At 42.4% G+C, this 22,651-nt stretch carries 19 protein-coding genes; 13 read left to right on the top strand and 6 right to left on the bottom strand.

All coding sequences use genetic code 11. The annotated features are described in order from the left end of the window. The first annotated feature begins 270 nt into the window (after positions 1–270). Together treP and treC are read left to right on the top strand one after the other, a co-directional pair. Complete coding sequence (treP, locus tag RV00_RS08905; RefSeq protein ID WP_071862258.1) at positions 271–2,217, top strand: PTS system trehalose-specific EIIBC component; 1,947 nt, start codon at positions 271–273, stop codon at positions 2,215–2,217. Positions 2,218–2,233: 16 nt separating this feature from the next. Further along, positions 2,234–3,859 (top strand): alpha,alpha-phosphotrehalase, encoded by a 1,626-nt coding sequence (gene treC, locus RV00_RS08900; protein WP_071862257.1) that lies wholly within the window; start codon positions 2,234–2,236, stop codon positions 3,857–3,859. Between the two features lie 48 nt (positions 3,860–3,907). Here treC and RV00_RS08895 read toward each other — a convergent pair whose 3' ends face one another. From RV00_RS08895 to RV00_RS08880, 4 genes are all read right to left on the bottom strand, one after another. Then, positions 3,908–4,414: a QueT transporter family protein gene (locus RV00_RS08895; protein WP_071862256.1), complete on the bottom strand. Its 507-nt coding sequence runs from the start codon at positions 4,412–4,414 to the stop codon at positions 3,908–3,910. 118 nt (positions 4,415–4,532) lie between these two features. After that, on the bottom strand, positions 4,533–5,285 hold the full coding sequence (locus tag RV00_RS08890; protein ID WP_084133274.1) for a 3-oxoacyl-ACP reductase: 753 nt from the start codon (positions 5,283–5,285) through the stop codon (positions 4,533–4,535). After that, positions 5,282–5,503 carry a DUF2829 domain-containing protein gene (locus tag RV00_RS08885; protein ID WP_071862255.1) on the bottom strand — a complete coding sequence of 74 codons (222 nt, stop codon included), beginning with the start codon at positions 5,501–5,503 and terminating at the stop codon, positions 5,282–5,284. Before RV00_RS08885 ends, RV00_RS08890 begins: the two co-directional genes overlap by 4 nt. Before the next feature lie 242 nt (positions 5,504–5,745). After that, the gene (locus RV00_RS08880) at positions 5,746–8,115 is read right to left on the bottom strand and encodes a transglycosylase domain-containing protein (protein WP_071862254.1); all 2,370 of its coding nucleotides are present in this window, start codon (positions 8,113–8,115) and stop codon (positions 5,746–5,748) included. 322 nt (positions 8,116–8,437) lie between these two features. Between RV00_RS08880 and tyrS the strand changes: the two genes are divergently transcribed. The 3 genes from tyrS (at position 8,438) to RV00_RS08865 (ending at position 11,609) form a co-directional block, all read left to right on the top strand. After that, a complete protein-coding gene (tyrS, locus tag RV00_RS08875) occupies positions 8,438–9,700 on the top strand; it encodes a tyrosine--tRNA ligase (protein ID WP_071862253.1) in 1,263 nt (420 codons plus the stop codon). 96 nt (positions 9,701–9,796) lie between these two features. Then, positions 9,797–10,702: an AEC family transporter gene (locus RV00_RS08870; RefSeq protein ID WP_071862252.1), complete on the top strand. Its 906-nt coding sequence runs from the start codon at positions 9,797–9,799 to the stop codon at positions 10,700–10,702. Between the two features lie 16 nt (positions 10,703–10,718). Then, positions 10,719–11,609 (top strand): deoxyribonuclease IV, encoded by an 891-nt coding sequence (locus RV00_RS08865; protein WP_071862251.1) that lies wholly within the window; start codon positions 10,719–10,721, stop codon positions 11,607–11,609. A gap of 67 nt (positions 11,610–11,676) precedes the next feature. Here the strand turns inward: RV00_RS08865 and RV00_RS08860 are convergent, their stop codons facing one another. Together RV00_RS08860 and proB are read right to left on the bottom strand one after the other, a co-directional pair. Beyond that, a complete protein-coding gene (locus RV00_RS08860; protein ID WP_071862250.1) occupies positions 11,677–12,927 on the bottom strand; it encodes a glutamate-5-semialdehyde dehydrogenase in 1,251 nt (416 codons plus the stop codon). Beyond that, positions 12,920–13,729: a glutamate 5-kinase gene (gene proB / locus RV00_RS08855; RefSeq protein ID WP_071862249.1), complete on the bottom strand. Its 810-nt coding sequence runs from the start codon at positions 13,727–13,729 to the stop codon at positions 12,920–12,922. Before proB ends, RV00_RS08860 begins: the two co-directional genes overlap by 8 nt. Positions 13,730–14,008: 279 nt before the next feature. Here proB and RV00_RS08850 point away from each other — a divergent pair, with 279 nt between their 5' ends. The 8 genes from RV00_RS08850 to RV00_RS08815 all read left to right on the top strand — a co-directional run bounded on the left by RV00_RS08850 (position 14,009) and on the right by RV00_RS08815 (position 22,650). Next, complete coding sequence (locus tag RV00_RS08850; RefSeq protein WP_010740033.1) at positions 14,009–14,227, top strand: YneF family protein; 219 nt, start codon at positions 14,009–14,011, stop codon at positions 14,225–14,227. A gap of 202 nt (positions 14,228–14,429) precedes the next feature. Next, positions 14,430–15,344: a thioredoxin-disulfide reductase gene (gene trxB / locus RV00_RS08845; protein ID WP_071862248.1), complete on the top strand. Its 915-nt coding sequence runs from the start codon at positions 14,430–14,432 to the stop codon at positions 15,342–15,344. Positions 15,345–15,494: 150 nt separating this feature from the next. Next, positions 15,495–17,219 (top strand): phospho-sugar mutase, encoded by a 1,725-nt coding sequence (locus tag RV00_RS08840; RefSeq protein ID WP_071862247.1) that lies wholly within the window; start codon positions 15,495–15,497, stop codon positions 17,217–17,219. 13 nt (positions 17,220–17,232) lie between these two features. Beyond that, on the top strand, positions 17,233–17,520 hold the full coding sequence (locus tag RV00_RS08835) for an ArsR/SmtB family transcription factor (protein WP_071862246.1): 288 nt from the start codon (positions 17,233–17,235) through the stop codon (positions 17,518–17,520). Positions 17,521–17,647: 127 nt separating this feature from the next. Next, the gene (locus tag RV00_RS08830) at positions 17,648–18,937 is read left to right on the top strand and encodes a homoserine dehydrogenase (RefSeq protein ID WP_071862245.1); all 1,290 of its coding nucleotides are present in this window, start codon (positions 17,648–17,650) and stop codon (positions 18,935–18,937) included. Positions 18,938–18,940: 3 nt separating this feature from the next. Next, a complete protein-coding gene (thrC, locus tag RV00_RS08825) occupies positions 18,941–19,999 on the top strand; it encodes a threonine synthase (RefSeq protein WP_071862244.1) in 1,059 nt (352 codons plus the stop codon). Next, positions 19,996–20,859, top strand: a complete 864-nt coding sequence (thrB, locus tag RV00_RS08820) for a homoserine kinase (RefSeq protein ID WP_071862243.1) — start codon at positions 19,996–19,998, stop codon at positions 20,857–20,859. The genes thrC and thrB overlap by 4 nt, the downstream gene beginning before the upstream one ends. A gap of 519 nt (positions 20,860–21,378) precedes the next feature. Beyond that, on the top strand, positions 21,379–22,650 hold the full coding sequence (locus RV00_RS08815; RefSeq protein WP_071862242.1) for an O-acetylhomoserine aminocarboxypropyltransferase/cysteine synthase family protein: 1,272 nt from the start codon (positions 21,379–21,381) through the stop codon (positions 22,648–22,650). Position 22,651 lies beyond the last annotated feature (1 nt).

Raw genomic sequence — 22,651 nt, 5'->3', positions numbered from 1 at the left:
CAAAAGTAAAACGCTTTCCGACTGAGATTGAAAATAAAAATGAGAGAATTCTTATTTTATATAAAACCTGTTGGGTAGTTTGCCGACAGGTGGGTAATATCAATACAAATATTTCTTTTATAAAATCTGTTATCATTGTTTAAAATTAAATTATTCTAATAAAAAAACATTTAACAAAAATGTAAGCGATTTACAAAAAGCTTGATTACCTTTATAGTAAAGATAGCAACCGAACTTATCCATACAAGTTAAACAACGGAGGGAAAAAAGATGGGAAAATATGAAAAGGACACCCAGGAATTATTAACCGCGATTGGCGGCAAGAAAAATATTTCCGCAGTGACTCATTGTGCCACTAGGATGCGCTTTGTCTTGAATGACCCAAAGAAAGCGGATGAAGATCGAATCGACGATATTCCAAGCGTCAAAGGAATGTTCACCAACGCCGGACAGTTCCAAGTCATTATCGGCAATGATGTTGCCGTTTTTTACAATGAATTTATTGCAAAAGCCGGGATCGAAGGTGTTTCGAAGGAAGCAGCAAAATCCGCAGCGAAGCAAAATCAAAATCCAGTCCAACGCGCCATTACCGTATTAGCAGAAATTTTTACCCCATTATTACCAGCAATTATTGTCGGCGGTTTGATTTTAGGATTTCGTAATATTTTAGAAGCAGTGCCAATGGGTTGGTTAGACGGTCAAACGATTGTTGAGGCTTCCACTTTTTGGAACGGTGTGAATGGTTTCTTGTGGCTGCCTGGTGAAGCGATCTTCCATTTCTTACCAGTGGGCATCACATGGAGCATTGCGCGTAAGATGGGCGCCACCGAAATTTTAGGAATTGTTCTAGGGATCACGTTAGTTTCCCCACAACTGTTGAATGCTTATGCTGTAAATGGCACGACTGCCGCAGAAATCGCGAAAAATTGGACTTGGGATTTCGGCTTTTTCACCGTTGATAAAATCGGTTATCAAGCCCAAGTGATTCCAGCGATGTTAGCAGGTTTTCTATTAGTTTATTTAGAACGTTTCTTCCGGAAACATATTCCAGAAGCAATCTCTATGATTTTCGTCCCATTCTTCTCTTTGATCCCAACGATTTTAGCCGCTCACATTATTTTAGGGCCAATTGGTTGGAAAATTGGAACCGCAATCTCCGCTGTTGTAAATGCCGGTTTAACGTCCAGCTTTAGTTGGTTGTTCGGTGGTATCTTTGGAGCGTTGTACTCACCGCTGGTTATTACAGGGTTGCATCACACCACTTTAGCTATTGACTCGCAACTAATTGCTGACTTCGGCTCAACAAATCTGTGGCCGATGATTTGTTTATCAAATATCGCACAAGGTGCGGCTGTTTTAGCCGTAGTTTTTGCTCACCGTGGTAATAAAAAAGAAGAACAAGTTTCGATTCCATCTGTAATCTCTGCTTGGTTAGGTGTCACTGAGCCGGCGATGTTTGGGATTAACTTAAAATATACGTATCCATTTATCGCGGCGATGATCGGTAGTGGAATTGCCGGCTTGTTCATTACGTTGTTCAAAGTTCGGGCATTATCGATTGGTGTCGGCGGATTGCCGGGTATCCTAGCGATTCGTCCGCAAGATTATTTAATCTTCGCCATTGGCATGATTATCGCTATCGCGGTACCATTCCTATTAACTTTGACCTTCCGTCGTATCGGATTGTTCAATAAATTGGATCGAGAGGAAGAAGCCAATGTTCCAACGCTAGGTAACGATACACCGAAAAAATCAGGTGCAATTGTCGAATTATTTGCGCCGATTGCTGGCATGCTGCACCCATTGAGTAGTGCTAAAGATCCCGTTTTCGCGGAAGGAATGATGGGTCAAGGCGTTGTGATTGATCCGAGTGAAGGAAAATTAGTCGCTCCATTTGACGGTCAAATTAGTTTATTGTTCCCAACAAAACATGCGATTGGATTGATCAGTACAGCTGGAACCGAAGTGTTGATCCATATTGGAATCGACACGGTCCAACTTGATGGGAAATATTTTACTAGTCATGTTCAGCAAGGGGACAGTGTCAAAAAAGGTCAGCTGTTAATGGAATTTGATGTAGAGGCAATCAAAGCAGCTGGTTATGAAGTTCAAACACCAATCATCGTAACGAACTCTACTGATTTCCAAGTCGATTCGCTGATTGAAGAAGCACCTGTTACAAGCGATGAAAAAATTCTAATCGCAACTGAATTATAAAGCTGGAGGCATTAACATGAGTTTTAAAGAGAAAGTAATCTATCAAATCTATCCCAAATCTTTTTTGGATACCAACCAAGACGGTGTGGGAGACTTAGCTGGGATCAAACAAAAACTTCCTTATCTGCAACAATTAGGTGTAGATATGATTTGGCTGAATCCAGTTTATGTCAGTCCGCAAAAAGATAACGGCTATGACATTTCCGATTATAAGTCAGTCAATCCTTTGTTTGGTTCGATGGAAGGATTGGAAGATTTGATATCCGCCGCTCAGGAACTAAAAATTGATATCATGTTCGACATGGTATTGAATCATGTATCCACAGAGCACGTCTGGTTTCAAAAAGCACTAGCAGGTGAAAAGAAGTATCAAGACTATTTTATTCTGCGAGATCAGCCAACGGATTGGGTTTCAAAATTTGGTGGTAATGCTTGGGCTCCCTTTGGCGATACAGGTAAATATTACTTGCACCTGTTTGACAAGACGCAAGCCGATTTAAATTGGCGCAATCCTGATCTGCGAGAAGAACTGTATGAAGTCGTACGTTTCTGGATGGACAAAGGAGTCAAAGGCTTCCGCTTTGATGTCATTAATTTGATCGGTAAGGATGAAGAATTAAAGGATTGTGCTGAAAATGATGGCAAGCCGGCTTATACCGATCGCCCCATTAATCATGAATATCTGCATGACTTGAATCAAGCGACTTATGGTGTTGATTCAGAAATTATTACCGTTGGGGAAATGAGTGCTACCTCGATTGCAGAGTGTATTTTGTATACGAAGCCTGAGCGACACGAGTTGAATATGACCTTTAATTTCCACCATTTAAAGGTTGACTATGTAGACGGGAAAAAATGGACTCGGATGCCTTTTGATTTCGCAAGATTGAAAGAATTGTTTCATACTTGGGGAACGCAAATGAGTGAAGAGAATGGCTGGAACGCGCTTTTCTGGAATAATCATGACCAACCTCGTGCTTTGAATCGTTTTGTTGATGTGGATAACTATCGCGTGGAGGGTGCCAAAATGCTAGCTAGCGCGATCCATTTGAATCGTGGCACGCCATACATTTATATGGGGGAAGAGATCGGCATGGTCGATCCCGACTTCACTTCGATGGATCAGTATGTTGATGTGGAAAGTTTAAATGCGTATCAGGAAATGTTAGACGCTGGGAAAAATGAAGTAGAAGCTTTTGAGATCGTCAAAGCCAAATCACGTGATAATTCTCGCACACCGATGCAGTGGGATAGTGAAAAATATAGCGGCTTTTCAACCGTAACTCCCTGGTTATCCGTAGGGAAAACGGCGAATGAAATCAATGTTGCGAAGGAATTGCAAGAAGGCTCCATCTTCAGCTACTATCAAAAACTGATTCGTTTGCGTAAAGACTATCCGTTGATCGCGGAAGGAAGCTATGAAGCCTTTCTGCCGGATCATCCACAAATTTATGGCTATCTTCGTCGCTTGGGTGAGCAGTCGTTGTTAGTGGTCAATAACTTTTTCCCACAAGAGACGACGATCGAAATTCCTGACGAATTTTTAACGGGGAAGGTTTTGATTAACAACTATGAGGATGAAGTAATAGACAAAGATATTAAACTAAAACCGTATCAATCAATCGCAATTTATTGTGACTAAACAAAAATAAAAAAGACGCGTGGGCCCCTCAGCTCACGCGTCTTGTTTTTATTTCGTTAAATTCACTCGTTGGCTGATTAAATAAATCAGGGCACCGCCTAATGACATCGAAAGTAATTCGCCTAAGCCGATGACTAGCCAATTAAAGAAAAAGGGCGCTTGATAAAAGAAGCTCAGTTGGCCGGCCACAGTAAACATGGAGAAGGCAAAGACCAAAGCGGTAACGATCATTTTAAGCTTGGGACTAGGAATATTTTGCGTTACTCGGCGACAAACCAACAGGACGATCCAAGTCGAAAAGCTGCCTAGCAAGACATCGACGATTCCTAATGGTGACGCGAGATTGGCGATTGCGACGCCTAGTGTGACAGAAATTGTGTACCGTCGATTGAATAGCGGCAGGTAGTTGAACATTTCCGCTAGTCGGAATTGGATCGCGCCAAAACTTACGACGGATAAAACGAGGGTAACAGCAACATAGAGTCCTGTTACAACGGCCATTTTTGCCGTGTCAGTAGTCGTCCAACGCTGGGCTGAACTTTTTTCAAGATTCATTTGTCATTTCTCCTTTACAAGACAGGGTCTTGTTAATAACTGCGACCAAAGGATTTGAAGTGTCGCAGTGCGCATATACGCTAACCATTATCTTAAACGATCTGAAAAAATTTGCAAGCTATTTTAACAACCAGCCGCCGTCGATAGGCAAAATATTTCCTTGCATGTAACGTGCTTCATCGCTGGCTAAAAATAAAGTCGCATAGGCTACTTCTGCGGGAGCGGCCCAGCGTTTGACCGGTGTTTCTTCAGCCACCCATTTTGCCATTTGTCCATCACCAGCAAAATCTGCTTGGTTCATCGGCGTGTCGATCGCCCCAGGTGCGATGGCGTTGACGTGGAGTTCTTTTGCGGCGTAATCAAGGGCCAGTTGCTTTGTGAAACCGATGATAGCGTGTTTACTAGTGGTATAGGCGATTCCACCACCACCGGCAACAAGTCCCGCAATGGAAGCCATATTGATGACAGTTCCTTTGTTTGCTAAAAGCTCTGGCAGCAAAAGCTTTGTTAGGCTGAACATTCCTTTAATATTGATGTCTAAAATGCGTTCCCAAAGCTCAGTAGTCGTCTCCGCCAGCGGCAAATAATCATCTAGCACACCGGCAGTATTCAATAAAATATCGACGGAAGCAAATACTTCGTGACAAGCTGTTATTCCTTGGCGTAATTGGTTTTCGTCTCGGATATCCCCAATAAAAAAAGCAAACGTGTCAGTAAATTCTTTCTGTAATTGCGGCATTTCTCCCACTTGCTTATCAAAGCCAAAAACGTGAGCACCAGCAGTTAGAAAAGCTCGTACTTGGGCTGCGCCGATGCCCGAGGCAGCACCTGTTACGAAAACGATCTGATTGGTGAAATCGAAGGTCATCATTCGACGATTTTCCAGTCTTCAGCTAAAATGTCGCAGACGGTGGGCGCAAAGCTTGAAAAGCCTTCATCAGCAGTTTTGATCAAAAAATAGGGTGTGACTGGCGCATTGTCAAAAACTTCCCCTTCAACAAGGGTCACATATAATTCAAAGCCACCCCATCCTTCACGAATAATTTTTTTGCCTCTTTTCAATTCAGGTAAAATCGCTTCAAATGTCATTTTTTCTTCCTCCTATTAATTCTTTATCTTTCGGTAGAATACCAAAAACTTTGAATAGGAACAACCTTAAAAAAAGAGGTTGGGACAGAAGTGTTCAGCTTCAAGAAATAAGAAGGAATTTCCGAAAATTGCTCCTCAAATTTTTGTGAAATTTCGGCTTATTTTCGAAGAAGCTACTTCTGTCACACCGTTTATACGGAAATAGGAGCTGAGACAAATTAATGTCCCAGCTCCTACAGCTGTTAATCATCGGTTTTATCTTCTTTAGCTTTGGCGGCTGTTTTGTTGCGGGTATTCCAATACGTTTTATATTCGTCGTCGTTGCCACCGATGCCGAAATCGTATTTATTCTCTGCTGGGCCGTCTTTTGCCCAAAGTGACGTTGTTTCGCCGCCAGGTACTTGATAAGTTGTTCCATTTTGACTAACTTTGCCTGGTTTTAGTCCAGTAAAGCTTGAAACTTTTACTTGATTTACATCATCAGACAATTCGAATTTTTCACTTTCCGCGAAAATCGTCGGGTTTACTTGATAAATCCGATCAGCTAGATAAGCCATGTAAGTGGCCGTTCGATTTCCCGCGCCATCTGCCATTGGTTTATTGTCGTCCCGACCAGTCCACGATCCTAAAGTAATCGAAGGTGTGGATACGATCAGCCAATTATCCGAGTAGTTATCGGTGGTACCAGTCTTACCAACCCAGTCAGCTGTACTTAATGGATAATTAATACCACTTAAGATTGGCTTGAAGGGCGTTGTTCGCTGTTCATCGATAACACTGCGCATCAAATCATTCATAATAGAAGCAGTTGCTTTAGAAAAGACTTGAACTGGTGCGTTAGCATGCTTGTAAACTTCTTTACCAGTACTATCAGTAATGGAGTCGATCAAGTAGCCTTGTTGATAGACTCCGTCATTGGCTAAGGTTTGGAAGCCGTTTACCTCGGTCAAAGTAGAAACGTTAGTGGTTCCTAACGGTGCCGCTTCGACGCCCCAGTCATGAGAGGCAGGATAGTTCATTTTCTTTAAATAATTATCGTAGGCAAATTGATCTGAGCCTTTTTTAGCCAACATGTCTTGGTAGACATGATAAGCTGGAATATTGGTTGATTGAGCGATTGCATCACGAGTTGTTTGGAAGGTTTTCGACCCTTTATTCTCCGCATTTTCTAGTGCTTTACCAGCATCTTCGCCGTGTTGATATTTCATTGGGAAATCGGCAATCCGGGATTCGCTGCCAAGCAAGCCTTGATCAATCGCAGGTCCATAAACTAAGACCGGTTTAATAGATGATCCGGCTTGTCGAGCCGTATCAAAGGCATGGTTATTTTGGTTAGATGAATAATCACGACTACCGACAAAACCATAGATGCGGCCAGTTTTATTATCCATTAAGACGGAACCCGTTTCGACTGTCGTACCTGAACCATCATCCAAATTTTGGCCATATTGGGCAACACCTAATTGCATCGCGTCATAGATATTTTTATCAATCGTTGAATGAACGATTAAACCTTGATTTTGCATTTTTACTTTCGCTTGCTCAATGTAGCGGGTGCTGACTTCTGTTTTAGCATAGTCCGCATCGCTAATACCATCTTCTTTGGCTTGTTGTTTCGCAACGATGCTGATAGCTTCGTTATAAATGGTGTAATACAAGAAGCCATGCTGCTGAACTTCAACATCTTGACGAGCTTGGAAATCTTTAGCTAAATCATAGTTTTTGGCGTCATCATATTCTTTTTTAGAAATCACTTGTTCACGATACATGTTAAACAAGACATCGTTCTTGCGATCCATCCCTAATGAATAATCTTGCTTCAGATCACCAGTGTTGGTATAGGGGCTATAAACAATCGGACTTTGTGGCAAACCGGCGATGAAAGCTGATTGTGGCAAGTTCAAATCTTTGGCGTGAACACCGAAGATACCAATCGCTGCTTCTTCGACACCGGCAATGTTTTGCCCTTTATTATTTCGACCAAAAGGTGAGACGTTTAAATAGGCAGTTAAGATTTCGTCTTTGCTTAAATATTTTTCAACATCAAGAGCTAGAACGATCTCATTGGCTTTTCGTTTAAAGGAGGTCTCATTCGTCAACACTTGCTGTTTGATTAACTGCTGCGTTAACGTTGATCCGCCTGAACCTGCACCAAAACCAATTACTTCACCTAATAAGGCCCGCACAACTGCTTTTGGAACGACCCCAGGATGTTCATAAAAATTTTCGTCTTCCGTTGCAACTAACGCTTTTTTGACCCATGGTGAGATTTCATCAGCGTTGATTTTTTCGCGGATAGGATCTGCCTGAATCGTCGCCAATTCTTGATTATCGGCATAAAGCAGTTTGGAAGATTCTGCGATATCACCAACTTTTTGCTTCATTTCTGATTTGGTTGGCGTTGGAGTCCCTTCTACAAGATGGGCAAAATAACCGGCGCCGACTCCTAAAGCGAGCATCCCGCCTAGAAAGAGCACTACGACAAAGCCAAGCAACAATGACTTGACCACTCGCAGTGAAACATTTAGAGCAAAAGGTCCCCCCATAGAAGTTCTTGATTTGCCTTTACTGCTCTTTTTCGACTGCCTATTCATTTTTTTCTTGTGAGCCAAAAAGTTCACCTCATTAAATTCTACATTTTAATTATCTGTTGAATTATAGCAAAGTTTTGCTTCTATTAACAAGCGGATGCAATGTTTGTAATGAAAACTTCAAGTAATTGTTAACTAATATAAAACAAAGCTTATTTATATCGAGGAAGAAAATTTCTTTCAAGGTCATTTTTAATGGAAGAGAACTTCAAAGAAATCTAGCGAATGGCTTTTATTTCCTTATTTTTTCGGTTAATATGGGAAAGTATAAATCGTTGCTGTTTGATGAGTCTCACCAACGATGAAAATCAAATTTTTGGTAATGATAATAAGGAGGAAAAAAATGCGTTCAGACTTTTTTCAAGAACTAAAAGACCGCGGCTTGATTTTTCAAGTAACAGACGAAGAAGCCCTAAAAAAACAATTAAATGAAGAGTCTGTTAAATTATATATCGGCTTCGACCCGACTGCAGACAGCTTGCATATCGGTCATTTATTGCCGATTTTAACCTTGCGTCGCTTCCAACAAAATGGTCATGTGCCGATTGCACTAGTCGGCGGGGGAACCGGAATGATCGGCGATCCTTCATTTAAAGATGCGGAGCGTCAATTAAACACCTTAGATACCGTAAAAAGCTGGTCACAAAGTATCAAAAATCAGCTTTCAGGAATCATTGACTTTGAAAATAAAGAAAACCCAGCGATCGTCGCGAATAACTACGAGTGGTTAGGCGAGTTAAAAATGATCGACTTCTTGCGAGATGTTGGTAAAAACTTTACCATCAACTACATGATGAGTAAGGAAAGTGTCAAACGCCGGATCGAATCAGGCATTTCTTACACTGAGTTCGCTTATCAATTACTGCAAGCTTATGATTTCTATGAATTGAACAAACGCTACGGCTGTTTGTTGCAATTAGGTGGTAGCGATCAGTGGGGGAACATCACGTCTGGAATCGAATTGATTCGCCGTGAAGCAGGCAAGCAGGCTTTTGGTTTGACGATGCCATTGATTACCAAAGCTGACGGAACGAAATTTGGGAAAACTGAAGGCAATGCCGTTTGGTTGGACCCTGAAAAAACAACGCCTTACGAATTCTATCAATTTTGGATCAATACGGATGATCGCGATGCAATCAAATTCTTGAAATACTTTACTTTCTTGAGCTTGGATGAGATCGCGGCAATCGAAAAAGAATTTATCGCAGCTCCAGAACAACGAGCAGCCCAAAAAGCATTGGCCAAAGCAGTGACCACCTTGGTTCATGGCGCGGAAGCCTATGAACAAGCGGTCAATATTTCAGCAGCTTTATTCAGTGGAGAAGTGAAACAATTAAATGCTGAAGAAATCAAACAAGGCTTCAGAAATGTACCAAGTTACCAAGTGCAAGCCGAAGATGATTTGAATCTAGTCGAAATCTTACTGACGGCGGAGATCGAAAAATCCAAACGACAAGCCCGTGAAGATATTACGAACGGCGCGATCTACATCAATGGCGATCGGGTCCAGGACGTGACTTACACGTTAAGCAACCAAGACAAATTGGCTGATGAATACATCGTAGTCCGTCGCGGCAAGAAAAAATATTTTGTTTTACAGTTTTAGTGTGAAGATTAAGTAGGATTGCACCACGGAGTTGGCGCAATCCTCTTTCTTTTGTTTAAGAAGAAAACGGTTTAGTGCTTAAAGTGAGGGATTTATTTGGGAGCAGTATTATTAAACTCATTGGGATTATTTGTTATTATCTTGATAGGCTATCTGACGAAACGTTTCAATGTATTGAGGAAGGCCGATGGTTCGATCATTTCCAAAATCGTAGTGAATGTAACCTTGCCGGCGGCGATCATCGTGAATCTACAAGCGCTAGAAGTAAAAAATCAACTGCTATTGTTGATTGTCGCAGGGGTGATCTTAAACGTAGTCGTGATTTTGATTGGTCATGTTCTGTCTAAAAAACAGGAACGCGAAGAACAAGAATTTTTAATGTATGGCGTTTCTGGGTATAATATCGGAAATTTTGCGATTCCCTTTGTGCAAAGCTTCATGCCCCAGGCGATTCCGATTTTATCTTTTTTTGATATCGGAAACAGCATCATGCTGGCTGGCGGATCGAATGTCGTGATTGAGGGGTTGACCGGTAGTAATGAAGAACGGCCCAGCACGAAAAAGGTTTTAAGCCGGCTAGGTCATTCGGTGCCATTTCTGTGCTATTTGATCATGCTGTTTTTGCGCATGCTGGATGTTGAGTTGCCGGCTGCTTTTTTTCAACTGGCACAGCCGATCGCAAACGCCAATACCTTTCTGTCGATGTTTATGATTGGGTTATTTTTGGAGTTACGCTTGCCGCGGAAGGATTTGGTATTAGTTGGACGTATTTTGGCAATTAAATATGGTGCTGGTTTATTATTAGGTCTATCGTTTTTATTATTGCCATTGCCGTCCATGATCAAAATCGTTTTATGTCTCGTTTCAGTTGGACCGATTACAACTTTTGGCGTGATCAATAGTGTGGCGGCGGGCATGCGAGCCGAAGTAGTTGGCTTCACGTCCTCACTCAGCTTTCTGATCAGCCTAGCATTAATGACGAGTTTATTATTATTTTTATAAAAAATAGGAGGTAATTATGTTAATTGGTTCTCATGTAAGTATGAAAGGCAAAGAAATGCTTCTAGGAGCGGCTCAGGAGGCAGCAAGCTACCAGGCTTCGACCTTTATGATCTATAGCGGCGCGCCGCAAAATACCCGCCGCAAAGCTGTCGATGAAATGAATATTCCAGCGGGAGAAACCTTTATGGCGGAGCACGGATTATCCAATATCGTGATGCACGCGCCGTATATTATTAATTTAGGCAATACTAAAAAACCAGAGATGTTTCCTTTTGCGGTCCAATTTTTACGAGATGAAATCATGCGGGCCGAAGCTTTAGGCGCGATGCAAATCACTTTGCATCCTGGCGCGCACGTTGGCGCTGGCGAAAAGGCTGGGCTGGATCAAATCATCAAAGGCTTGAATGAAGTCTTAACCAAAGAACACCGAGCTCAAATCGCCTTAGAAACGATGGCTGGAAAAGGGACGGAGCTAGGCAAAAGCTTTGAAGAACTAGCCTACATCATCGACGGGGTCAGCTTGAATGAAAAACTTTCCGTGACCTTTGATACGTGTCACACGAATGATGCTGGCTACAATGTCAAAGAAGACTTTGACGGCGTGCTGGAGGAGTTTGATAAAGTCATCGGCTTGGATCGTTTGAAGGTCATTCACTTGAATGATTCAAAAAATCCACAAGGCTCTCACAAAGACCGTCACGCCAATATTGGTTTTGGGACGATTGGTTTTGATGCGCTGAATTACATTGCTCATCATGAGCAATTAAAAGAGCTGCCAAAAATTTTAGAGACCCCTTATGTAGGGGAAGATAAGAAAAATCAAAAAGCGCCTTACGGCTTTGAAATTGCGATGCTGAAATCGCAAATCTTCGATCCAGATTTATTGGAAAAAATTCAAGGACAATAAAAAAACCGCCTTGCAATCAGACCCCAAAAGTATTTATTGGAGGTCTAACCGTAAGGCGGGTATTTTTTTATTCGCGAATTTGGCCATTTCCATAAACGATGTATTTCATAGAAGTCAAATGCTCTAGACCCATCGGACCGCGAGCGTGGAGTTTTTGCGTCGAGATTCCGATCTCAGCCCCAAAACCAAATTTGAAGCCGTCGGTAAAGCGAGTGGAGGCATTGATATAAACCGCCGCCGCATCGACTTCTTTCAAGAAACGCTGACCATTTTGATAATTATCTGTGATGATCGCTTCAGAGTGCTTTGAATTGTAGCGATTAATATGCTCGATTGCTTCATCAATGGAAGCAACGACTTTGACCGCCAGAATATAATCTAAAAATTCGGTAGACCAATCGGCTTCACTTGCTAAAGTAGCTGTTTCCAAATCATTCAAGGCCTGTTGATCTGCTCGCAGTTCAACTGATTTTTCAGTCAGCGCCTGTTCAATAAGCGGTAAAAATTGAGGAGCGATGTCTTCATGAACCAACAAAGTTTCAATCGCGTTGCAGACAGAAGGACGTTGGGCTTTGGCATTGACGACGATTTCTTTGGCCATTTCTAATTGGGCATAGCTATCAACGTAGACATGATTGTTGCCTGTGCCGGTTTCAATTACCGGAACGGTGGCACTGTTTTTGACTCGTTGGATCAAGCCAGCCCCACCTCGAGGGATCAATACGTCAAGATATTCCGTCAAGCGCATCATATCACTGGCGATTTCGTGGGCGGTATCGCTGACAAATTGAATCATGCCAGTATCTAATTTTCTATTTTTCAAGGTTTGCTGCATCAAATTCACCAACGCTTGGTTGGAGTAAAAGGCTTCTTTGCCTCCTCGTAAAATGACTGCGTTACCTGATTTGAAGCATAAGCTTGCGGCATCCGTCGTGACATTTGGGCGGGATTCAAAAATAATGCCAATCACACCTAAAGGTACGGCTTGGCGTCCAACCATTAATTGATCCTCGGTCTGCCACATTTTTTCCACGTTACCGATGGGATCTGGCAGTCCGGCGACTTGCCGCACACCCGCGGCCATTTCTTTGATCCGATTTTCCGTCAAGCGCATCCGATCGATCATTGGTTCAGGGATGCCGTTGGCAGTTGCCTGATCCAAATCTTGCTGATTGGCTTGCAAAATGCTCGCCGTTGCCGTTTCCAAATCAGCGGCTAATTGGAACAGATACTCGTTTTTTTCCGCGGTTGTTAATTGCGCTAATTGCCGGGCGGCTCTTTTGCCTTGCTGGCCTAATTGATTCATTAATTCACTCATGGAGGCCCTCCTTAAATAATGTTCCGACTTCAACGCCTGCCAAAATATCAAAAATGATTCTAGGTGGTTTTCCATTTGCTAAGACCATCGCGCTTTTAGCGTCTAAAATTCGTTGGGCCGCTTTTAATTTGCTAATCATTCCACCAGTCCCAAAACGACTACCATTGCCACCAGCTTGATCCATCAATGTTTGATTGATGGTTGAAACAGTTGAGTAAAGCACCGCTTGCTTATCCTCTGAGGGATTCGCTGAATAAAACCCGTCGATATCACTAAGCATGATCAAGACATCTGCGTTCATCAATTGAGCGACGATGGCGGACAATTCGTCATTGTCGCCAAATTTTCGCGTATGATCCATTTCATCAACGGCCACCGTATCGTTTTCATTAATGATCGGAAGAATATCCATCGCCATTAACTGTTCCAATGTATTGATTACATTTCTGCGACTCTCAGGAAAATCTACGACATCTCTTGTCAATAAGACTTGGGCCGTTTGCTGACTGTAGCCTAAAAAGCGTTGGTTGTAGATATGCATCAGTTCCGATTGTCCGACAGCTGCCACCGCTTGCTGCACAGGAATTTCCTTTGGCCGCTCCGCAATTCTAAGTTTGTCCATGCCAACGCCAATCGCGCCAGAAGAGACGAGGATCACTTCTTTGCCTTTGTTGCGAAGATCGGTTAACACAAACGCCAGTTGATCAATTCCATCCAAATTCACTTTGCCATTTGGATGAATCAACGAGCTAGTCCCGATCTTAACCACGATTCGATTTACAGATTTCAAAAAATCTCTCATGTTACACCTCTTCACTTAGCCACCAGCGAGAAAGATATTGTTTTGCATTTTAGCACATTCTCATTCTAATTTCATCATTTTTTTATAATTAATTTGAATTTATTGGTACTCAGTAAGAAATGGTCATTGAACGATTGCAGCTTTCACTGATTTTCGCTCAGTGATAAATGACTCAACACCAGTTGCTTGAAGGATGTTATTGAAGTTTATTAAAACAGCTTTTCTTTTAGCCCATCTTTTAGTAAAATGGATGAGAATGTCAGGAAAGGAGCGGTGAAAATGGTATCAACTGGAATTGTAGTATTAATCGCAGTGATTGCGGCCCTATTAGGTGCTGTCGGCGGTTTCTTCTTAGCCCGTAAATATATGCAAGACTATTTCAAAAAGAATCCTCCAATCAACGAGGATATGTTACGTCAAATGATGATGTCAATGGGGCAAAAGCCTTCAGAGAAAAAAGTTCGTCAAATGATGCAACAAATGAAAAATCAACAATAATTTTTGAAAGAGATTGTGTCAGAAGCTGCCTCTGATACAACGTTCATTCGTAAAGAAGGAAGTGTGAGGATGTTTGATCACGCTTCTTTCTTTATGTAAATGAGCTTTCGCCAATCAAACAAAATGCTGACAAATAGTAAGCAGATTTATCGACAGAAGCTTGTTTGAGTTGTAAAGTTAAGCCGAATGGAGGAATGTCTGAATGTATGATGTAATAATTATCGGCGCGGGTCCCGCTGGGATGACCGCAGCCTTATATGCTTCGCGTTCGAACTTAAAAGTTCTTTTGATCGAACGGGGTGCACCTGGCGGACAAATGAACAATACTGCTGAAGTAGAAAACTATCCAGGTTTTGAATCCATTATGGGACCAGAATTAGCCATGAAAATGTATGATGGTGTAACAAAATTTGGAACAGAAAATGCTTATGGGATCGTTCAAGATATTAAGGATCATGGCGATTACAAAGAAGTCATCACAGAAGAGGAAAGCTATCAAGCTAAGACTATCATTGTGGCTACAGGGTGTGTCCATCGTAAGTTAGGTGTTCCTGGGGAAGAATCTTTTGCAGGTCGGGGCGTTTCTTATTGTGCCGTTTGTGATGGCGCCTTTTTCCGCAACAAACGTCTGATCGTTGTTGGCGGAGGGGATTCTGCTGTAGAAGAAGCAATCTATCTAACTCGTTTTGCATCTGAAGTCGTGATCGTTCACCGTCGTGATGAATTACGAGCACAAAAGATTATCCAAGACCGGGCATTTGCTAATGAAAAAATTTCATTTATCTGGGATAGTGTCGTAGATGAGATCGTCGGTAATGAAATGGTAGTCACTGGTGCAAAAATTCGCAACGTCAAAACGGGTGAAGTACATACTGAGCCAGCGGGCGGCGCGTTTATCTATGTTGGTTTAGAACCTTTGACCGAGCCTTTCAAAAATAGCGGCATCACTAATGCTGCTGGCTGGATCGAAACCGATTTTGAAATGAAAACAAAAATTCCTGGCGTCTTTGCTATCGGAGATGCTCGTGAAAAAGATTTGCGTCAAATCACCACTGCTGTTGGTGAAGGCGGAATCGCCGGTCAACAAGTTTATAAATATATTGAAGCGCAAAACTAGCGTTTTAAAGAAAGAAGACTACGGGTCTTCTTTTTTTATAAATAAAGGCATCTCAATCGTATACTCACGAATAAATTCATCTTTTCTTTGCTGAATATAACAGGAATGGTATACTAAAATGGTAAAAATATTTTGAAAGAGGTGTGTTTCATGTCTTGGGAACAAGTTTATGAACAGTGGATCGATTCAGATAAATTAGATGAAAAAATGCGTAAAGAATTACAAGACTTAGGCAAAGATCCAGAGTTGAAAAAAGATGCTTTCTATAAACAATTAGAATTTGGAACGGCTGGTATGCGAGGGATTTTAGGCCCTGGTGTCAATCGGATGAACATTTTTACGATTCGTCAAGCAACGGAAGGCTTAGCACGTTTTATGGATACACAAGATCCTGAAACAAAACGTCGTGGAGTAGCGATCGCTTATGATTCTCGTCATATGTCACCAGAATTCGCGATGGAAGCGGCCAAAACTTTAGCACAACATGACATTCCTTCGTTTGTTTTTGAAAGTTTACGACCAACACCAGAATTGTCTTTTGCGGTTCGTTTTGAAAATGCCTTCACGGGTATTATGATCACCGCTTCTCACAATCCAGCAGAATATAACGGGTATAAAGTCTATGGTGAAGATGGTGGACAAATGCCGCCGGAAGATGCGGATGCGCTGACTAAGTTTGTTCGCGCCGTGGAAAATCCTTTAGAGGTAGAAGTTCTGTCTGATGAAGAAGCGAAAGACAGCGATTTGATCAATATTATTGGTGAAGAAGTTGACAAAGAATATTTAAAAGAAATAAAATCAGTTACGATCAATCAAGCATTGATTAATGAAATGGGCAAGGAACTGAAATTAGTTTACACACCATTACATGGGACAGGTAAAATGCTGGGGGAAAAAGCGTTGAAGCAAGCAGGCTTCGAAAAATTTGTTTTAGTTCCTGAGCAAGCCATTGCTGATCCAGATTTCTCAACGGTAAAATCACCAAACCCAGAAGAACATTCAGCCTTTGAATACGCGATTAAACTAGGTGAAAAAGAAGATGCGGATCTATTGATCGCCACTGATCCCGATGCCGATCGTCTAGGTGCCGCTGTTCGCTTGCCGGACGGCCGTTATGAAGTCTTAACTGGAAATCAAATCGGTGCTATTATGATTCGTTATATCTTGGAAGCCCACAAGCAAGCGGGGACATTGCCAGAAAACGCGGTAGTTCTTAAATCAATCGTTTCAAGTGAATTGGCGACGACGATCGCTGATGCGTACAACGTGAAGATGGTCAACGTCTTGACTGGGTTTAAATTTATTGCTGAAAAAATTCAACAATATGAAGATGATCATTCACAAACCTTTATGTTTGGTTTTGAAGAAAGCTATGGCTATTTGATCAAATCCTTTGTGCGTGACAAAGACGCGATCCAAGCACTTGTTTTGTTAGCTGAAGTTGCGGCTTATTACAAAAAGCAAGGTAAGACGTTGTACGATGGTTTGCAAGAAATTTTTGAAGAATACGGCTACTACGCTGAAAAAACTATCTCAGTCACTTTAAGCGGTGAAAAAGGCGCGGAAGAAATCAAAACGATCATGGGCAACCTGCGTAAAGAAGCACCGAAAGAATTCGCGGATGTCGCTGTGACATTAACTGAAGATTTCCAAACAGCTAAAGCGATCGACAGTGAAGGCAACGAAACGGAGATCAAAATGCCCGCCTCTGATGTGTTGAAATACACATTGGCAGACGACACATGGTTAGCTATCCGACCTTCTGGAACAGAACCAAAAATTAAATTTTATATTGGTGTCAAAGGAGATTCACACGAAGCCGCGGCTGAAAAAATCGCGACTTATGAAGCAGCGATTCGTAAAGTCGCAGAGTAAATGAGGGTTTTAAATGAAGGAACACGAAGAATTTCAAGCAGTCAGTCAATTTTTTAAAGTTTTGAGTGACCCGACCCGTCTAAAAATTTTAATGTTTCTAAAAGAAGGCGAACGTAATGTTTCTTCGATTAGCGATACTTTAGAAATGGAGCAATCAGCCGTTTCTCACCAGTTAAAATTGTTGCGTGATAAGCGTTTGGTAAAAGCGCGACGGGATGGTAAGGCGATGCTTTACAGCTTGGATGATCAACACGTTTTAGATGTTTTGGAACAAACCTTTCGACACGTCTTGCACCAGTAAAAGAGTGCTTTTCCAATTTTTTTGGAAAAGCACTTTTTTTTTGTAGAAATTTTGTTATACTGAAACCTAACTATTAGAATATGATGAAATTACTTTTAATACGAATGTAATCAAATGGAGGCGGATTATGGAAAAAACAGTCAAGGTGGGTCTATTAGGACTAGGCGTGGTTGGTACCGGCGTTTTAGAAATTTTAGCAGATCATCAAGAAAAAATTGAAAAAAGTATTGGCGGTCCCTTGGTTGTCACCAAAGCATTGGTCCGTCCAGAAGAAGATAAGCAGGCGTTAGCGGATAAATACCACTTAGAGTTAGTGACCGAATTGGAGGCGATCTTAAATGATCCAGAAATCTCCATCATTGTGGAAGTCATGGGCCGAATCGAACCGGCTAAAACGTTTATCAAGCAAGCTTTGATAGCTGGTAAAAATGTCGTGACGGCCAATAAAGATTTACTGGCACAGCATGGCAGTGAATTAGTTGATCTCGCTCGGGAGCAACAGCGCAATTTGTATTATGAAGCCAGTGTCGCCGGAGGCATTCCAATCCTACGGACGATCGCCAACAGTTTAGCGGCAGATGATATCACCGAAGTTTTAGGGATCGTCAATGGCACGACCAATTATATGCTGACAAAAATGGTCCAAGAACATCGCTCTTATGAAGAGACTTTGAAAGAAGCGCAAGCGTTGGGCTTTGCGGAAAGTGACCCAACCAATGATGTTGATGGGATCGACGCGGCTTATAAAATGGTAATCTTGAGTAAATTTGCTTTTGGGATGACCATCACGATGGATCAAGTCAAGATCAAGGGAATTCGCGGGTTAGCGGCGGAGGATGTTTCAATTGCGGATCAGCTGGGCTATACCGTCAAATTAATTGGTTCAACAATCAAACAAGACGATACCATTTCTGTTGAGGTAGGACCCATTCTAGTTCCCCATAAACATCCATTGGCTTCAATCCATAATGAAATGAACGCCGTTTTCGTCAAAAGCTCAGGCATTGGCGAATCGATGTATTATGGTCCCGGTGCAGGTGCACGACCAACGGCGACCAGCATCGTGGCGGATTTGATGACGATCGTTAATAAGATGAAGAAAAATACGGTGGGGCATCGTTTTACGGGCTATACGCAGCCAACCAAAATTACTCCGCCAAGCGAAAATATCAGCAAGTACTTCTTGTCACTAGAGATGCCGGATGAAGCTGGACAATTTTTGAAGCTAGCTGAGATCATGACGGAGACTCAAGTAGGCTTTGAACAAGTCGTTCAAGAAAAAGGCGATGGCGAAAATGCCCGAGTGGTCTTGATTACCCATGAGACTTCAGAAACCAAAATGTTGACCATTCAACAAGAAATCAAAGACAAAACCAGTTACAAAATCTTATCGTTGATGAAAGTTATGGGGGAATAAACTATGTACGAAGGTCTATTAAAGCAATATAAAGAATACTTGCCAATTACGGATAAGACACCACAGATCGCTTTAGCTGAAGGAAATACACCTTTGATTCCTTTGAAGAATTTATCAAAAGAGTTAGGCATCACGTTATACGGAAAGTATGAAGGCTTGAATCCAACGGGTTCCTTCAAAGACCGCGGCATGGTGATGGCGGTAGCAAAAGCAGTAGAGGACGGCGCGAAGGCAATTATTTGCGCTTCAACCGGAAATACTAGTGCTGCGGCTGCGGCTTATGCTACACGTGCTGGTATTAAAGCTTACGTCGTGATACCAGATGGGAAAATTGCGATGGGGAAATTGGCGCAAGCGATCGCTTATGGGGCGGATATTATTTCGATACCTGGAAATTTCGACGAAGCATTGAAAGCCGTGCGGGATATTGCCGAGACAGAAGCAGTGGCGTTAGTAAATTCAGTCAACCCTTATCGTTTAGAAGGACAAAAAACCGCGGCGTTCGAGATTTGCGAACAATTAGAAAAAGCGCCAGATGTTTTGGCGATTCCGGTTGGTAATGCCGGAAATATTTCGGCTTACTGGAAGGGCTTCAAAGAATGGCATGAAAAAAAGGGGACGGAGCTTCCGCGAATGCATGGCTTTGAAGCCGAGGGCGCAGCGGCGATTGTTACCGGAAAAGTAATCGAACAACCGGAAACAGTTGCAACGGCGATCCGGATCGGAAACCCAGCGAGTTGGCAGTTAGCCGAAGCGGCTCGTGATGAATCGCAAGGCTACATTGATTCTGTGACAGACGAAGAAATTTTGAATGCCTATCGCAAAGTAGCCGCTCAAGAAGGTGTTTTTGTGGAACCTGGCTCTGCAGCTTCGCTTGCCGGTGTGATCCAACACGTGAAAAACGGTCGGATCAAAGCGGGTGAAACGGTTGTGACCGTCTTTACCGGAAATGGCTTAAAAGACCCCGATACAGCGATTAACGAAACAGATATCAAGATCAATAAGATGAGTGACTTGGAGGATATGCGCCGACACTTACGTGAAGGAGTGGCCGCTCTATGAAAATCCGCGTCCCGGCAACCAGCGCCAACTTAGGTCCCGGCTTTGATTCGTGTGGGATCGCTTTGTCCCAGTATTTGACTATCGAGATTGGTGAGGAAACAAAAAATTGGCAGATCGTTCATCACTTAGGAAGCAACATTCCTTCTGATGAAAAAAATTTATTGATCCAAACGGCCTTAGACTTAGCGCCTAATTTAAAGCCGCATCGATTAACGATGACGTCAGACATCCCCATCGCTCGCGGCTTAGGCAGCAGCTCGTCAGTGGTCGTAGCGGGAATTGAATTAGCCAATCGTTTAGGAAAGCTTGGAATGACCACGGCACAAAAAGTGACCTATGCAACAAAAATCGAAGGACACCCTGATAATGTGGCTCCGGCGATTTGTGGCGATTTTGTCGTCGCCAGCTTTAATAACAATGAAGTAAATTTTGTGAAGCATCATTTTCCTGATTGCGATGTGATTGCTTTCATTCCAAATCATGAATTACTGACAGCGGAAAGCCGCGCGGTTTTACCAAAGGAAATGTCCTATCGCGATGCGGTCACAGCCAGTTCGATCGGCAACGTGATGATTGCCGCAGTGTTAAATGGGAATCTGCCATTAGCCGGTAAAATGATGGAGAAGGATATTTTACACGAAAGCCATCGCCAGCATTTGGTTCCTCATTTGAAAAAAATTCGTGAATTTTGCAAGGCCTACGGTGGATACGGCAGTTTTCTAAGTGGTGCGGGCCCGACTGTATTAGTCTTAACGCCACCAGAAAATACTGAAAAATTAGTCACAGCATTAAAGGCCTATGATCATGAGGCATCGATTGATGTCCTTTCCGTTGAAAAAGAAGGCGTCCAAATATTTTAATTGCGATGAAGAGAAGAGTAGGATTCACCAGACTCCACAGAGAGCTTCGGTAGCTGAAAAGAAGCAGCAGTGATGAATCAGAAGATGGTCTCAGAGCGATTGTCGATTAGACACGGGTGTGCCCGATACAGCAGTTCGTAGCAATACGACAAAAGATCAGTCTTGCAAGAGCCTGATAAACCAAGGTGGTACCACGGCACTCCCGTCCTTTCATAATATGAAAAGATGAGGGTGCCCTTTTTTGCGAGTTCCACTTTTCGCAATGATAAGGAGTATCAGCTGAAAATTATTTTTTAAACAAAGCTTGGAGCAAATACTTAGTGGAATCGTATGCGTACGAAGATAAGTATCTTTTTTCGGTTTTTGAAAAAAGAAAACTTTTCTAGTGAGTTAGCAGCTAAGTTGCTATCAAGAAAATTCAGCAGGATAGTGAATGGTTTGAGAAACGAAACCTGTTTATAAAGAGAATCACTTAACATAAAAAGTTTGAAAATGATAACTAACAAGGAGGAAATGATGATGGAATTTGAAACGAAATGTTTACACGCTGGTTATCAGCCGGAAAATGGTGGGGCGCGGGTCTTGCCAATCACCCAAAGTACGACCTATGCTTACGACTCAACAGAAGAGATCGGGAAATTATTTGATTTAGAAGCGAATGGTTATTTCTATACCCGCTTAGCCAATCCAACGACCAGTGCGGTGGAAGAAAAAATCGCGGCTTTGGAAAATGGGGTTGGTGCCTTATGTACATCCTCAGGACAAGCAGCGACCTTTTACGCGGTGTTGAATATTTTAGAGTCGGGTGATCATTTGATTTCTTCTAGCTACATTTATGGCGGGACCTATAATTTATTTGCTCATACGCTTAAAAAAATGGGGATCGAAGTAACTTTTGTTGATCAAGATGCGTCTGTGGAAGAATTGTTACAAGCAGCCAAGCCAAATACAAAAGCGATCTTCGGTGAAACGATCGCAAATCCAGCAGTAAAAGTATTGGACCTTGAAAAATTTTCAACGGTAGCAAAAGAACTAGCGATTCCTTTTATTATCGACAACACTTTTGCGACACCGTATTTTTGTAGACCGATTGAATTCGGGGCGGATATTGTGATCCATAGTACGACGAAGTATTTAGATGGTCATGCCGTACAAACAGGCGGAGTGATCGTGGACGCAGGCACCTTTGATTGGACTAACGGGAAATTTCCGCAATTATCCGAACCAGATGAAACCTATCACGGGATCGTCTACACTGAAAAATTTGGCGCGGCGGCCTATATCACGAAGGCGCGGGTTCAATTAATGCGTGATCTTGGAGCGACCCCATCGCCGCAAAATTCTTTTTTGTTGAATCTTGGAATAGAAACATTGTCTGTTCGGATGGATCGACATTATCAAAATGCGGTGACTGTGGCTGAATTTTTAGAAAAACAAGCAGCCATCGAAAAAGTTTATTATCCAGGATTGAAGTCGGATGCTGATTATTCTTTGGCACAAAAATATGTACCAAATGGCTTGTGCGGTGTCATTTCCGTCGAATTTGCTGACGGAAAGGAAACGGCAGCGAAGTGGTTGGATGCTTTGGGCTTAGTCTCTTTAGAAGTTCACGTGGCGGATATTCGAACGTGTGCGCTGCATCCGGCGACGTCGACTCATCGTCAGTTGACAGACGAAGAATTACGACAAGCGGGGATTTCTCCTGGACTCGTTCGTTTATCTTGCGGGATTGAGAATGTAGCGGACATTTTAGCAGATCTGCAACAAGCCTTTGATAAATTGGAGGGATAAC

This window comes from Enterococcus devriesei (assembly GCF_001885905.1).
GTDB classification, from domain to species: Bacteria; Bacillota; Bacilli; order Lactobacillales; family Enterococcaceae; genus Enterococcus_A; species Enterococcus_A devriesei.
Note: the sequence above shows the minus strand (reverse complement) of the source record. Positions and strands in the feature narration are given on the sequence as shown.

Coding starts and splice junctions, on each gene's coding strand:
- thrB (WP_071862243.1), top strand. CDS start 19,996: ATGAAAATCCGCGTCCCGGCAACCAGCGCCAACTTAGGTCCCGGCTTT.
- RV00_RS08850 (WP_010740033.1), top strand. CDS start 14,009: ATGGTATCAACTGGAATTGTAGTATTAATCGCAGTGATTGCGGCCCTA.
- tyrS (WP_071862253.1), top strand. CDS start 8,438: ATGCGTTCAGACTTTTTTCAAGAACTAAAAGACCGCGGCTTGATTTTT.
- RV00_RS08860 (WP_071862250.1), bottom strand. CDS start 12,927: ATGAGTGAATTAATGAATCAATTAGGCCAGCAAGGCAAAAGAGCCGCC.
- RV00_RS08840 (WP_071862247.1), top strand. CDS start 15,495: ATGTCTTGGGAACAAGTTTATGAACAGTGGATCGATTCAGATAAATTA.
- RV00_RS08835 (WP_071862246.1), top strand. CDS start 17,233: ATGAAGGAACACGAAGAATTTCAAGCAGTCAGTCAATTTTTTAAAGTT.
- treP (WP_071862258.1), top strand. CDS start 271: ATGGGAAAATATGAAAAGGACACCCAGGAATTATTAACCGCGATTGGC.
- RV00_RS08885 (WP_071862255.1), bottom strand. CDS start 5,503: ATGACATTTGAAGCGATTTTACCTGAATTGAAAAGAGGCAAAAAAATT.
- RV00_RS08895 (WP_071862256.1), bottom strand. CDS start 4,414: ATGAATCTTGAAAAAAGTTCAGCCCAGCGTTGGACGACTACTGACACG.
- thrC (WP_071862244.1), top strand. CDS start 18,941: ATGTACGAAGGTCTATTAAAGCAATATAAAGAATACTTGCCAATTACG.
- trxB (WP_071862248.1), top strand. CDS start 14,430: ATGTATGATGTAATAATTATCGGCGCGGGTCCCGCTGGGATGACCGCA.
- RV00_RS08830 (WP_071862245.1), top strand. CDS start 17,648: ATGGAAAAAACAGTCAAGGTGGGTCTATTAGGACTAGGCGTGGTTGGT.
- treC (WP_071862257.1), top strand. CDS start 2,234: ATGAGTTTTAAAGAGAAAGTAATCTATCAAATCTATCCCAAATCTTTT.
- RV00_RS08815 (WP_071862242.1), top strand. CDS start 21,379: ATGGAATTTGAAACGAAATGTTTACACGCTGGTTATCAGCCGGAAAAT.
- RV00_RS08890 (WP_084133274.1), bottom strand. CDS start 5,285: ATGATGACCTTCGATTTCACCAATCAGATCGTTTTCGTAACAGGTGCT.
- proB (WP_071862249.1), bottom strand. CDS start 13,729: ATGAGAGATTTTTTGAAATCTGTAAATCGAATCGTGGTTAAGATCGGG.
- RV00_RS08865 (WP_071862251.1), top strand. CDS start 10,719: ATGTTAATTGGTTCTCATGTAAGTATGAAAGGCAAAGAAATGCTTCTA.